15 protein-coding genes are annotated in these 11,899 nt (G+C 65.5%); 6 read left to right on the forward strand and 9 right to left on the reverse strand.

Annotated features, from left to right (window positions below):
* The 4 genes from DI526_RS13025 to flbT form a co-directional block, all read right to left on the reverse strand.
* Positions 1-271, reverse strand: a 271-nt coding sequence (locus DI526_RS13025) for a flagellin (protein ID WP_369692008.1), incomplete at its 3' end; no start/stop codon positions are given.
* A gap of 274 nt (positions 272-545) precedes the next feature.
* Complete coding sequence (locus tag DI526_RS13030) at positions 546-1,367, reverse strand: flagellin (protein ID WP_304278539.1); 822 nt, start codon at positions 1,365-1,367, stop codon at positions 546-548.
* Positions 1,368-1,614: 247 nt separating this feature from the next.
* Entirely contained in the window at positions 1,615-1,977 is a 363-nt protein-coding gene (flaF, locus tag DI526_RS13035; RefSeq protein WP_304278541.1) for a flagellar biosynthesis regulator FlaF, read from the reverse strand.
* A complete protein-coding gene (gene flbT, locus DI526_RS13040) occupies positions 1,937-2,362 on the reverse strand; it encodes a flagellar biosynthesis repressor FlbT (protein ID WP_304278544.1) in 426 nt (141 codons plus the stop codon). The genes flaF and flbT overlap by 41 nt, the downstream gene beginning before the upstream one ends.
* A gap of 186 nt (positions 2,363-2,548) precedes the next feature.
* On the opposite strand from flbT, the gene DI526_RS13045 reads away from it, so the two are divergent.
* The 4 genes from DI526_RS13045 to DI526_RS13060 all read left to right on the forward strand — a co-directional run bounded on the left by DI526_RS13045 (position 2,549) and on the right by DI526_RS13060 (position 6,797).
* The gene (locus DI526_RS13045) at positions 2,549-4,345 is read left to right on the forward strand and encodes a tetratricopeptide repeat protein (protein ID WP_304278547.1); all 1,797 of its coding nucleotides are present in this window, start codon (positions 2,549-2,551) and stop codon (positions 4,343-4,345) included.
* A gap of 30 nt (positions 4,346-4,375) precedes the next feature.
* Positions 4,376-4,924 (forward strand): UDP-4-amino-4,6-dideoxy-N-acetyl-beta-L-altrosamine N-acetyltransferase, encoded by a 549-nt coding sequence (gene pseH, locus DI526_RS13050; protein WP_304278631.1) that lies wholly within the window; start codon positions 4,376-4,378, stop codon positions 4,922-4,924.
* A 101-nt stretch (positions 4,925-5,025) separates the two neighbouring features.
* Positions 5,026-5,895, forward strand: a complete 870-nt coding sequence (locus DI526_RS13055; RefSeq protein WP_304278548.1) for a MoxR family ATPase — start codon at positions 5,026-5,028, stop codon at positions 5,893-5,895.
* Between the two features lie 104 nt (positions 5,896-5,999).
* Positions 6,000-6,797 (forward strand): hypothetical protein, encoded by a 798-nt coding sequence (locus DI526_RS13060; protein WP_304278551.1) that lies wholly within the window; start codon positions 6,000-6,002, stop codon positions 6,795-6,797.
* Between the two features lie 6 nt (positions 6,798-6,803).
* Here the strand turns inward: DI526_RS13060 and DI526_RS13065 are convergent, their stop codons facing one another.
* Together DI526_RS13065 and DI526_RS13070 are read right to left on the reverse strand one after the other, a co-directional pair.
* Complete coding sequence (locus DI526_RS13065) at positions 6,804-7,178, reverse strand: hypothetical protein (protein ID WP_304278553.1); 375 nt, start codon at positions 7,176-7,178, stop codon at positions 6,804-6,806.
* 43 nt (positions 7,179-7,221) lie between these two features.
* Entirely contained in the window at positions 7,222-8,034 is an 813-nt protein-coding gene (locus tag DI526_RS13070; RefSeq protein ID WP_304278554.1) for a universal stress protein, read from the reverse strand.
* Between the two features lie 105 nt (positions 8,035-8,139).
* Here DI526_RS13070 and DI526_RS13075 point away from each other — a divergent pair, with 105 nt between their 5' ends.
* Positions 8,140-8,784, forward strand: a complete 645-nt coding sequence (locus DI526_RS13075) for an HD family hydrolase (protein WP_304278556.1) — start codon at positions 8,140-8,142, stop codon at positions 8,782-8,784.
* Positions 8,781-9,761: an NAD regulator gene (locus DI526_RS13080; RefSeq protein WP_304278559.1), complete on the forward strand. Its 981-nt coding sequence runs from the start codon at positions 8,781-8,783 to the stop codon at positions 9,759-9,761. Before DI526_RS13075 ends, DI526_RS13080 begins: the two co-directional genes overlap by 4 nt.
* On the opposite strand, the gene DI526_RS13085 is transcribed toward DI526_RS13080, so the two are convergent.
* The 3 genes from DI526_RS13085 to DI526_RS13095 form a co-directional block, all read right to left on the reverse strand.
* On the reverse strand, positions 9,691-10,659 hold the full coding sequence (locus DI526_RS13085; RefSeq protein WP_304278562.1) for a sterol desaturase family protein: 969 nt from the start codon (positions 10,657-10,659) through the stop codon (positions 9,691-9,693). The two genes, DI526_RS13080 and DI526_RS13085, sit on opposite strands and share 71 nt — an antisense overlap.
* Complete coding sequence (locus DI526_RS13090) at positions 10,659-11,051, reverse strand: hypothetical protein (protein ID WP_369692010.1); 393 nt, start codon at positions 11,049-11,051, stop codon at positions 10,659-10,661. The genes DI526_RS13085 and DI526_RS13090 overlap by 1 nt, the downstream gene beginning before the upstream one ends.
* 125 nt (positions 11,052-11,176) lie before the next feature.
* Positions 11,177-11,710 (reverse strand): porin family protein, encoded by a 534-nt coding sequence (locus DI526_RS13095; protein WP_304278565.1) that lies wholly within the window; start codon positions 11,708-11,710, stop codon positions 11,177-11,179.
* Positions 11,711-11,899 lie beyond the last annotated feature (189 nt).

The following is an 11,899-nucleotide window of genomic DNA, read 5'->3' on the forward strand; positions in this document are numbered from 1 at the left end:
CGAGCAGATCGGTGATCGTGTCGCCGGCGGCCAGGGCGACGTCGATGGTGGACTGACCGCGTTGCAGCGAGTCCTTCACGGCGTTCAGCGACTGGGCGTTGGCGGATTGGGTCTTGGACATCGCCCAGATCGCGCCGTTGTCCTTGGCGCTGGCGATCTTCTTGCCCGTGTTGATGCGCTGCTGGACGGACTGCAGCTCGCTGTTGGTGCCATTCAGGTTTTGCAGGGCGATGAGAGCGCCTGCGTTCGTATTGATGCTATTCAGCGGCATACGAATAGGGTCCTTTTCAAGGTCTCCGACGCCATTTTGGCTGCCGGGAGCGTTTTGCTCGAAAAGGTGTGAAGCAATTGCCGGGCCAAAACTGCCGCCCGGCGCCGCCACATCAAGTTGCTGATTTTATTGAGTTATAGCTTCATTAACGACGAAGGCTCCCGGCAATTTCTGCCGAGAGCCTTTCGCCATAGGTAATTATTGCCGGGCACATGTTGCGCACCGGAGGAAAGAGGCGCCGGGCGGTTTTCGAGGCCGCCCGGCGTATCGGAGATCACCCCTTGAACAGCGACAGGATCGTCTGCGGGCTCTGATTGGCGATCGAGAGAGCCTGCACCCCGAGCTGCTGCTTGGTTTGCAGCGACTGAAGCTTGGCGCTTTCCTTCGCCAGGTCCGCGTCGACGAGGTTGCCCACGCCGGCGTCCAGGCTGTCCTGCAGCTTGCCCACGAAGGTCAGGTGCGTATCCAGACCGACCGAGGACGTACCCAGGGAAGACAGTTTGTTCGTGGCCGTTTGCAACGCGTCGGTGATCTTGGCGATCATGGTCTTGGCGTCGCTGGCGGTGCTGAAGGTCGCCGTCAACGACAGACCCAAACCCGCGAGACCGAGGGTCTGGGCGTTGACCGTGAAGCTGCCGCCGTCCGCGTTGGCGAGGAAGACGAGCTTCGCAGTCTTGCCGTTGGCGAGGCTAATGCCGTTGAACGTCGCGTTGTCCGCAGCCTTTTGGATCTGGTCGCGGAGCGACTCAAAGTCCGACTTGAGGGCCTTGAGCGAAGCGGTGTTCAGCGAAGTGTCGGAAGCGGCCAGGGCCTTTTCCTTCATCTTCATGAGCAGATCGGTGACGGTGTCGCCTGCCGCGAGAGCAACATCAATCGTCGACTGGCCGCGCTGGAGCGAATCCTTCACGGCGTTCAGCGATTGAGAGCTCGCGCTCTGCATCTTAGCCATCGACCAGATCGCACCATTGTCCTTGGCGTTAGCGATCTTCTTGCCGGTGTTGATACGGCCCTGAGTGGTGGAGAGCTCCGTGTTAGTGGCGTTCAGGTTTTGGAGCGCCAGAAGCGCACCAGGATTGGTGTTGATAGAGTTCAGCATTGGCTACCTACCGTTTTGGTCGGATTTCTCCGGCGTGCGCCGGGCGGGCGTTTTGCCCGCGCGAACCATCGCAAACGGCGGGCCACCCGCAGCCAAGCTTCGGCGGGCACCTAAATGTTTGAAGTATAAGGATTAAGTCGCCTGGCTGAGCGCAAAACGAAACCGCCCAGCGAATGCAGGATTCGCCGGGCGGCAGGTTTTTCCGGATGAAGTAGGCAAGACGTTCAGTCTTGCGAAAAAGGCAGAATCAGGCGGCGTCGGCGCGCCCGGCCAGGCCCTGCATGATGATGCGGTTGATCTCGATCAGGGGCTCGAAATCCTCCTCCTTGCGCATCACGGCGCTGGAGTGGCGGCTGACCCAGAGGCTGAGCGAAATGATGCTGGCGCGAAGATCCATCGGCAGCTGATTGTCCGGCAAGGAGCAGTCCGTCGCCAAGGCCGACCAGACCTTGCGATTCCAATCCAGCGCGTCGATCCGCCTCGCGAAATCGTCCGCCGGGGCTTGTGACGCTTCCATCAGGGCGCGCGTCACCTGCCCGAACAGGCGGTACTCCATTTCACGGGGATTCTCAGCCCGCGTCGCCGCCTGCTGATACGCCCGAAGAGACATGCCCCAACCTCTCGTCTTCGTATTCAATCAACTTTCGGCTCAGCATCAGAGCCTTGTAGTATTCACGCGCCATGACGTGTTTCGAGATGGCGATGCAGTCCTGAAGAACCCCGGGATTGCGAACAACCCCCATGAATTCAGTCAGACGAGCGGCGAATTCATCATAGAATTTCTCCGCACCGCTCTCGTCCAGGTACATCATCATCACCGGGAAATAGATCCGACGCGACGGCGTCGTCACTTGATCCGGTTGCATGATGTCCTTTTCGCGAAGGACGGAGGCCTTGTTCTGGAGAACCAGAACACCGCGCCGATCTCCGTTCTGGACCACGGCGCCGTTCAGCACAAACTTCTCGCCGGGCTTCAGCGACAGCTTCAAAGGCACCTAAGATCGCTCCTTCGTTAGCGCCGCCTCGCCCGATCCGCCGCGAACGACGGAACGAGGTAAAGGTAGGCGCGGACCGGTTAACGTGTTCTTGCCGCTATTCTTGCGGCGTGTAACGGCCATTTAGGACTCAATTAAGCATAACGCCTCAAAACATGGTTAACACCCTGGTCCGAGGTAAGCCGCATGTCCCGAAAAAGCGCTCTGGAAGCGTCCGCCAGCGCCCTCGCGCAGCCAGACGTGGTCGCGGCGCCTGTCCACGCAGGCCAGATCGCGGACGCGCTCGGCGATTCGGCCTCGACGGAGGCGATCGAGCGCCTCAAGCGCGCCACCCAGCACGTCAAGAACGTCGAAAACGCCAAGCTGCTGTCGCGGGCGATCAACGCCGTCCACGCGCACGACTTCAAGCTGGCCCAGAAGCTGGCCCTGAAGCTGCTCAAGAAAGACGAGATGCTGGGCCTGGCCTGGCACATCCTGGGCATCGCCAGCGAAAAGCTCGGCGATTATGGGTCCTCGCTGCGTGCTTATGACGCGGCCCTGAAACTGCTCGCCGATCACGGCCCGGTGGCCGGCGATCTTGGCCGACTGGCGTTCCGCATGAACATGCCCGAGTTCGCCGTCGGCTTCTTCGCGCACTTCCGGCTGGCCCAGCCCGACAATATCGAGGCGTCGAACAACCTGGCCTGCGCCCTTCGCGAGCTGAACCGCGAATCCGAGGCGATCGACGTGCTGAAGACGGCGATCGCCGACCACCCGGAATCGCCGGCGCTGTGGAACACGCTCGGAACGGTCGTCTGCAACAGGGGCGACGCCGAGGGCTCGATCGTCTTCTTCGACGAGGCCCTGCGCCTCGAGCCCGCCTACAGCAAGGCCTGGCACAACCGCGCCTTCGCCCGCTCCGACATGGGCGACATCGAGGGCGCGCTTTCGGACATCGATCAGGCGCTGAAGCGCCCCGACACCGCCGCCGACGAGGCGATCATGCGCTTCGCCCGGTCGACGATGTCGCTGTCCCTCGGGCGACTGGCCGAGGGCTGGAAGGAATACGACGCCCGCTTCTCGTCGGACCTCACCGAGGCGCCCAACTTCAACATCCCCGGCAAGCCCTGGACCGGCGAGGACCTCAAGGGCAAGTCGCTGATGATCTGCACCGAGCAGGGCCTGGGCGACGAGGTGATGTTCGCCAACATGCTGCCCGACATCCTGGAGCTGCTCGGCCCGGACGGCTCCCTGACCCTGGCCGTCGAGCGGCGGCTGATCCCGCTGTTCCAGAGGTCGTTCCCCAACGTCGAGGTGACCGTTCACCGGACCGTCAAGTACGAGGGGCGCGTCTATCGCGCCGCACCGGAGATCGAGGACTGGAGCCGCTTCGACTACTGGTCGCCGCTGGGCGCTTTCCTGCGCCAGCTTCGCGGCTCGATCGACGCCTTCCCTAAGACCGCCGGCTATCTCAAGGCCGACCCCGCCCGCGTGGCCCACTGGAAGTCGGAGCTGGCGAAGCTCGGCGACGCCCCCAAGGTGGGCCTGCTTTGGAAGAGCCTGAAGCTCGACGCGGAACGCGCCCGGCAGTTTTCGCCGTTCGGCGCCTGGCGGCCGGTGCTGGAGACTCCCGGCGTCAGCTTCGTGAACCTGCAATACGGGGACTGCGAGGCCGAGATCGCCTACGCCAAGTCCGAGTTCGGCGTCGACATCTGGCAACCGCCGGGCATCGACCTGAAGCAGGATCTCGACGACGTCACCGCGCTGTGCGCTTCGGTCGACCTGATCATCGGCTTCTCAAATGCGACCACCAACCTGGCCGGCGCCGCCGGCGCGCCGATCTGGATGCTGACCGCGCCGGCGGCCTGGACGCTGCTCGGAAGCGATCATTATCCCTGGTATCCCCAGGCGCGGATCTTCTCTCCGAACAGCCTGGCCAACTGGAACCCCGCGATGGACGCGGTGGCCCAGGCCCTGCGCGAAATGGCCGCGCGCCAAGGCTGAGGAGCGTCACTCGTGAGCACCACCGTTCGCATGCGCGACGTCGGGGAAGAGGACCGGGACCGGCTGCTGGCCTGGCGCAACAGCCCTGAGGTGTCCGCCTATATGTACTCGGACCACCCGATCGCGCGCGATGAGCACGACCGATGGTTCGACGCGATACCGACGCGCCGCGATCGCCGGTACTGGATCATCGAGGTGAACGGCGAGCCCGTCGGCCTCGCCAATCTGGCGGACATCGACCCGACCCACCGCCGTTGCGCCTGGGCCTATTACCTGGCCAGCCCCAGCGTGCGCGGGCTGGGCGTGGGCTCCTATGTCGAGTTCTGGGTCATAGAGCAGGTCTTCCGGACCATGGGCTTCAACAAGCTGTGGTGCGAGGTGCTGCTGTCCAACGAGGCGGTTTGGAAGCTGCACGAGACCTACGGCTTCCAGCGCGAGGCGCTTTTCCGCGACCACGTGATCAAGAACGGCCAGCCGGTGGACGTCGTCGGCCTGGGACTTCTCGCCCGCGACTGGGCTGACCAGCGGGCGGCCATGATCGCCAGGCTCCGTGGCAAGGGCTATACGCTGGACGGCTGAGGCCGCGCACGCCGCCCCTTGCCAAGCGCGCGAGCGCCGGTAGTTTGAACGGCTCGATTTGAACAACTGTTCGAACCGGAGCGGATCCGGCGGAGATGGGCATGAGCCAGCGCTTTGAAGGCACTTCCGACTACGTGGCCACCGAGGACCTGAAGGTCGCGGTCAACGCCGCGGTGGCCCTTGAACGTCCCCTGCTGATCAAGGGCGAACCCGGCACCGGCAAGACCGTCCTGGCCTACGAAGTCGCCAAGGCCATGGGCGCGCCGCTGATCACCTGGCACATCAAGTCGACGACCAAGGCTCAGCAGGGCCTCTACGAATACGACGCGGTCACCCGCCTGCGCGACAGCCAGCTGGGCGACGAGCGGGTCAAGGACGTCAAGAACTACATCAAGAAGGGCAAGCTCTGGGAGGCCTTCGAGAGCGAGGCGCGCCCCGTGCTGCTGATCGACGAGATCGACAAGGCCGACATCGAATTCCCGAACGACCTCCTGCAGGAGCTCGATCGCATGGAGTTCTTCGTCTACGAGACCGGCGAGACGATCAAGGCCAAGGTCCGGCCGGTGATGATCATCACCTCGAACAACGAAAAGGAGCTGCCGGACGCCTTCCTGCGCCGCTGCTTCTTCCACTATATCCGCTTCCCCGAGGAAGAGACGATGCAGGCCATCGTCGACGTCCACTTCCCGGGCATCAAGCAGAAGCTGGTCGCCGAGGCTCTGCGGATCTTCTACGACATGCGCAAGGTGCCGGGCTTGAAGAAGAAGCCCTCGACCTCGGAGCTTCTAGACTGGCTGAAGCTCTTGCTGGTCGAGGACATCGACGAGCAAGTCCTGCGCGAAAAGGACCCGACCAAGCTGATCCCGCCGCTGCACGGCGCCCTGCTGAAGAACGAGCAGGACGTGCACCTGTTCGAGCGTCTGGCCTTCCTGGCGCGTCGCGAGGGATCGGGCGCCCGGCCGGGCCAGTAGTCGCCCCTCGCCTGCGTCCCCGCCGGGTTACTCGGATTTCACTGGACGCGCGGCGGGCGGACGACCACCTTCCGCGCCACGAGGGAAAGGCCCCGGGGGTAACTATGCGTCATTCGAAATGGCTCGCGGCCACGCTGATGATCGGCGCGGGGGCCGCGCTTCTGTCCGCCTGTCATCGCGCCGAGGAGCCGCCGCGCGAGCACCGCTTGGGCTTGCACGAACCGCTGCGTGTCATCGATCGCCTGGACTGCCCCGAGCACCAGGGCGCGCTTCGCCGCGTTTCGGTCGCCAATGACGGCCAGTCCTGCGTCTATGAGTCCGCCACCGCCTCGGTGGATCTGCGTCTGGTGCGCCTGAATGGCGGCGACGCCGAGGCCGCGCTGGCGCCGATTGAGACCGAGCTGCGGGGCGTCATGCCCCCGCCTCCCCCGACGCCCAAGCCACCGCACCAGATGAAGGGCGACAAGAACCACGCCAGCAGCATTCATCTGCCAGGCCTCTCGATCGACACCAATGGCGAGGCCGCCGATATTCGGATTGGCCACCTGACCATCAACAGCGACGGCGGCGCGGCCGAGGTGAAGGTCAACAAGAACGTCAGCGTCAAGAGCGACGACAGCAAGGGCGAGGTCAACGTCAATGACGATGGCGACGTCTCGATCCGGGCCAACGACAACGGCGCGGAGATCCGCGCCCGCAAGGCCGGCGACGCGGTGCGATCCACCCTGATCCTCGCCAACGACAAGGCCCCGAAGGGCTTCCGCCTGGCGGGCTATGAAGCGCGCGGCCCCAAGGGCGGGCCGCTGGCCGTCGCCGTCGTCAAGGCCAAGACCCGCGACACCGACGACCACGACCTGTTCAAGGACATGAAGGCCCTCGTCCGCCACAACGTGGGCGGTTGAGACCCGCTACTGTAGCGGCGTGACTTCCATCACCTTGTAGGTCAGCGGGCGGCCGTCCTCGTCGGTGACGGTGACGTATTCGCCCAGCGCGAAGCGATGCTCGCCCAGGCGGTGCAGCGGTTCGTCGTCCGTGTCTTCGGCGTTGTCGTAGTCGAAGAACCAGCGGGCGCCGCGGCGGTTGAGGCGGCCGTCGACGGCGTCCTCGTCGGGGGCGAAGCGGCGGACGCTGCACTCTGCCTTCACCTTCGAATAGGCGTGCTCGTCGATGTGGCCGTCTTCGGTCAGCGGCGCGGTCAGGGCGTAGCCGCGATGGTCGTCGCCGCCCGAAAACTCGGTGCCGGGATTGCGCGCCAGACGCATAACGATGCGCGAAAGAGACATGCGGGCGTCTCCCCTTTCTCTCTGTTCTTAGGTTGCGGCGAGATCAGTGCGACAGGAACAGCGACGGACCATCGCTGTTGAGCAGCGTCCGCGTCGTCCCGCCGAAGATGAACTCCTGCAGCCTGGGATGACCAAACGCGCCGGCCACCAGCAGGTTCGCGCCCACATCCCGCGCGGCGTTCAGCAACAGGCCGCCGGCGTCGCCGGAGCCCTCAAGCACCTTGGCCGTCGCCTTCACGCCCCGGGCGGCCAGGAAGGCTGCCAGATGCTCCAGGTCGAAGGCGCGCGACGAGGCGGCCGGCGCGCCGACCACCACGACGGACGACGCCTTCTGCAGCAGCGGCAGCGCCGTCCGCATGGCGCGGCTGGCTTCCTTGCCGCCGTCCCAGGCGATCATGGCGACACCATCGACCTTGAAGCCCGGACGGGCCACCAGGGTCGGGCGCTGCTCGTCGGCGACCAGTTGCTGGAAGGCCTCGGCCAGTGGACCCCGTCCGCGCGCGGCGGCGTCGTCGAAGACCACGACGTCCGACAGCCGGCCTTCCATGGCCAAGCCGGCCCAGACCGGCGACTCCAGGCTGATGACCTTGGTGCGGGGATAGGCGACCTCGGCGGCGACCTTCGTGCAGGCCTTGGCGCCTTCCTGAGCGGCCTCCTTCAGGCTTTCCAGCGCGGTGACCTGCACCCCGCCCATGAACCCCTCGCCCATCCAGGGCATCAGGTCGGCCATGTCGGCCGGCGCATGGACGCAGGCCAGTTCGGCCTGGAAAGCGCCCGCCAGCTTGGCGGCCGATTGCACGACGGCCTCGTCGTGCGAAGTTCCCGCGAGGGGAACCATAATTCTCGCCCAGCTCATGATCGAACTCCCTTTAGGGGCATTTCCACAGATGACGGCGACCGCCACATTGATCTTTCTCAACCGATGGGTCAGTCAACCACCTTCACCGTGAGGAACGATCTCGTGGCCAAAGGGCTGCACAAGGGCAAACAGCCCCGCGCATGGCAGAGGATGCTGTCTGGACGTCGGCTCGACCTGCTCGATCCGTCGCCGATGGACATCGAGATCGAGGACATCGCCCATGGCCTGGCCCGCGTCGCGCGCTGGAACGGCCAGACGATCGGCGACCACGGCTTCTCGGTGGCCCAGCACAGCCTCGTCGTCGAGGAGATCGCCGCCCACATCAAGCCGGACCTGGAGCCGCGCTGGCGGCTGGCCGCCCTGCTGCACGACGCGAGCGAATATGTGATCGGCGACATGATCAGCCCGTTCAAGGCGGCGCTGGGCGTCAGCTACAAGGATTTCGAGGCCAGGCTCGAGGACGCGATCCACATCCGGTTCGGCCTGCCGGCCAAGACCCCCGCGCCGATCAAGAAGCTGATCAAGCAGGCCGACCGCGCCTGCGCCTTCTTCGAGGCGACCCAGCTGGCCGGCTTCAATCACGAGGAGTCGCTGGCGATCTTCGGCGCGCCGCCCCCCGGCTACGACCTTCGCATCACGCCACAGCCGCCGTTCGAGGCGCAGGCCCGCTATGTCCAGCGGTTCCATGTGCTGTCGCGAGCGGCGGGTTATGAATCGGCTCCAGGCGAGGCGTTCGAGACGGAATGAGCAGCTCGGTCGTCATCGGTCTGTCGGCGGTGGTCGTCGCGATCCGCGACGGGGAAGCCGTGGTCCTGACCGTACGACCGCACGACGCCGTCACCGACATCGCTTCGCCGCTGTCCGGCCTGCCCTTCGGTCCCTTCGATCCCGAGGCGCACCGTACGTTCGAGCTGGGCCTGCGGGCCTTCGTGACCGCCCAGACGCGGTTCCAGCTCGGCTATGTCGAGCAGCTCTACACATTCGGCGACAAGGGCCGTGACGCCCCGCGCGCCGAGGTGGGCGCCGGCGCCGCGCGGGTCGTCTCGGTCGGCTACCTGGGCCTGACGCCCAAGGCCGTCGACACCGACGCGCCGGACACCGCCTGGGCCCCTTGGAGCCGGTTCTTTCCGTGGGAAGACTGGCGCGCCGGCCGCCCCGCCCTACTCGACGAGGCCATCGCCCCCGCCCTGCGCCGCTGGGCGGGCGACGACGCCGGCAAATGGTCGCGCGCGCGTCTGGCCTTCGCGCTGGACGGCGCGCCGTGGAACGAAGAGCGGGTGCTGGAGCGCTACGAGCTCCTCTACGAGGCCGGCCTGGCGCCCGAAGCCGCCCGTGACCGCGACCGCGCCGACGGCCACGACCCCGCCGAGCCCGAGGCACTGTCTGCGGCCTTGGGCGAGCCGATGATTTCCGACCACCGGCGCATCCTGGCCACGGGCCTCTCGCGCCTGCGCGGCAAGATCAAATACCGCCCGGTGGTGTTTGAGCTGACGCCCGAGGAGTTCACCCTCTCGACCCTGCAGCGCACGGTCGAGGCGATCGCCGGCGTGCCCCTCCACAAGCAGAACTTCCGCCGCGTCGTCGAACGCGAGGAACTGGTCGAGGGCCTAGGGCGTCTCGACGCCGAGACCGGCGGGCGGCCCGCCGAGCTGTTCAGGTTCCGCCGCGAGATGCTGGCGACGCGTCAGGCAACGGGGCTCTCGCTGCCTCTGCTGCGCGACTAGCCGCGTCTTCCCGCGCCCGCCACTTGGCCTTCAGCGTATGCGAGGTGTCGCGTGAGCCGTCAGGGCTCCAGCCCGGGGGACCGAACACGTAGCCAATCACCTCGCGCGCGGACTTCGCCCCGGCGACGTCACGACCGATCCCCACCCACTCGTGGAAGACGTTGTGCAGGAGGTTGAAGTTGCCCAGATTCTTCACCGTGCCATAGCGGCAGGGCTCCTCCTCGACCTCGGGGATGAACGTGCCGAACAGGCGGTCCCAGATAATCAGGATGCCGGCGTAGTTGGCGTCCAGATAGCGGGCGTTGCGGGCGTGGTGCACCCGGTGGTGCGACGGCGTGTTGAATACCACCTCGAACCAGCGCGGCATGCGCTTGATGGCCTCCGTGTGGATCCAGAACTGGTAGACGAGGCTGACGCCCTTCTGGATCGCCACCATGGCTGGCGGGAAGCCGACGAGCGACAGCGGCAGCCATAGCAGCCAGGTTCCGGCGACGCCACCCGTCCAGGTCTGCCGCAGGGCCGTCGACAGGTTGTAATGGGTCGAGGTGTGGTGGTTGACGTGGCTGGCCCACCAGAAGCGCCGCTCGTGGGCGATGCGATGGAACCAGTAGTAGGTCAGGTCCTCCAGCAGGAAGACGGCGAACCAGGCCCAGATCGCCGTCATTGGGATGGTGAAGACCCGATGGTTCCAGACCCAGACCGTCGCGGCGAAGACCACGCCGCCGAAGAGAATGCCAGCGACCGTGCTTCCAAGCCCCAGGGACAGCGACATGGCCGTGTCGCGCGCTTCGTAATTGGCCCTCGCCTTTCCGAAACGGCCAAGCAGAATCTCCAGGATGATGGCCAGCACGAAGAACGGGATCGCCAGCTGAACCGGATCAAAGGGCGCGTGCAGCATCAGGCGAGGTCCTTGGGCGGCCAGACATCGTCGGCGACGGCGAAGACGGGGGCGCCATCGCCCACCCTGACGGAAAGGCGCCCATGGCTGGGGCGAAGCGCGGAGACGGCGCTCCAAGCCGCCTCACGGGCCACGTAGCCGTCGCCGCGCCGCCAGATCAGCAGGGCCTCGTCGTTCGCCCGCGCGATCAAGCCCGACCCATCTGCTGAAATCCAGACGGCCTCCGGCCGGTGGTCGGGAAACTCGAGGGCCAGAAGCGTCCCGGCCGCCTCGGCGTCGAGCGGCGGCGTGGGCCTGGCCACGCCCAGCCAGGCGGCGATCGCCACCAGCAAGGCGACGGCGACGACCGATCCGCCCAGCTGAATCAACAGCGCCTTGTCCAAGCCCGACACGCCTCCCCTTATCTTATTGCTGTTCAGATTGACGGGCGTCTTGGGCCGTCGTCAAGCGTATCGCCACAAAGAAAACGGCGCGCCCCAAAGGACGCGCCGCTCTTCAGCGATCTTACGATCAGCGTTTAGAAGTGGCGGACGTAGCCGACCGACACCGTCTTCGAACTCAGGTCGCTCTTGGTGTATTCGGACTTCGTCCAGTCGGCGCGGACGCCGTTCTTGCCATCCAGCTTGTATTCGGCGCCGACGCCGTAGTTCCAGCTCTCACGGCTGCCGTCGAAGTTTGTGGCGGCTGGGTTCTTGGTCTCGAACTTGGTCGTGCCGTAGCCGACGCGGGCCAGAAGGTCGAGATTGGGAGTCACGGGCAGGTAGCCCACCGCATAGGCGGCGGCCTGATGCTGCATCTTCACCTTGGCCGCGCCGCCCGGCGTGTAGACGGTGTCGCCATCGACGCCGCCGGCCAACTCGCCCTCGACGCCGAAATTAGGCGTAAACTTGGCGCCGACGCGCCCTTGAATAGCGCCAGTGTCGGCGCCACGCGTCCGAGTTTGGCCATAGTTTACCGAGCCATAGACGTCCGTCGAATTCTGAGCTTGAGCGAACATGGGGATCGCGAGAACCGAACCAGCGACCAGGGTAGTGGCGATGAGAGTCTTCATTGTTGTTCTCCTATTCTACGCGTACTCTTTGCTCCCTCAGCCAGCCTAGAGCTAAGCGGATAACGCGGCGGGCATGCGGCGGTTCACGGCCGCGTTTGGGGCCATTGCGTGGCGGGGCCAAAAAGGCGCTGGATGACGAGGCTGGCTTCCGTGCTATCTACGGCGTCAAACAACTGTCAGAACGCGGGC

It is taken from the genome of Caulobacter segnis, assembly GCF_003243465.1.
Classification (GTDB): Bacteria; Pseudomonadota; Alphaproteobacteria; order Caulobacterales; family Caulobacteraceae; genus Caulobacter; species Caulobacter segnis_A.

Coding starts and splice junctions, on each gene's coding strand:
- DI526_RS13030 (WP_304278539.1), bottom strand. CDS start 1,367: ATGCTGAACTCTATCAACACCAATCCTGGTGCGCTTCTGGCGCTCCAA.
- flaF (WP_304278541.1), bottom strand. CDS start 1,977: ATGTCTCTTCGGGCGTATCAGCAGGCGGCGACGCGGGCTGAGAATCCC.
- DI526_RS13060 (WP_304278551.1), top strand. CDS start 6,000: ATGCGTCATTCGAAATGGCTCGCGGCCACGCTGATGATCGGCGCGGGG.
- DI526_RS13085 (WP_304278562.1), bottom strand. CDS start 10,659: ATGCTGCACGCGCCCTTTGATCCGGTTCAGCTGGCGATCCCGTTCTTC.
- DI526_RS13045 (WP_304278547.1), top strand. CDS start 2,549: ATGTCCCGAAAAAGCGCTCTGGAAGCGTCCGCCAGCGCCCTCGCGCAG.
- pseH (WP_304278631.1), top strand. CDS start 4,376: ATGCGCGACGTCGGGGAAGAGGACCGGGACCGGCTGCTGGCCTGGCGC.
- DI526_RS13095 (WP_304278565.1), bottom strand. CDS start 11,710: ATGAAGACTCTCATCGCCACTACCCTGGTCGCTGGTTCGGTTCTCGCG.
- DI526_RS13080 (WP_304278559.1), top strand. CDS start 8,781: ATGAGCAGCTCGGTCGTCATCGGTCTGTCGGCGGTGGTCGTCGCGATC.
- DI526_RS13055 (WP_304278548.1), top strand. CDS start 5,026: ATGAGCCAGCGCTTTGAAGGCACTTCCGACTACGTGGCCACCGAGGAC.
- DI526_RS13065 (WP_304278553.1), bottom strand. CDS start 7,178: ATGTCTCTTTCGCGCATCGTTATGCGTCTGGCGCGCAATCCCGGCACC.
- DI526_RS13070 (WP_304278554.1), bottom strand. CDS start 8,034: ATGAGCTGGGCGAGAATTATGGTTCCCCTCGCGGGAACTTCGCACGAC.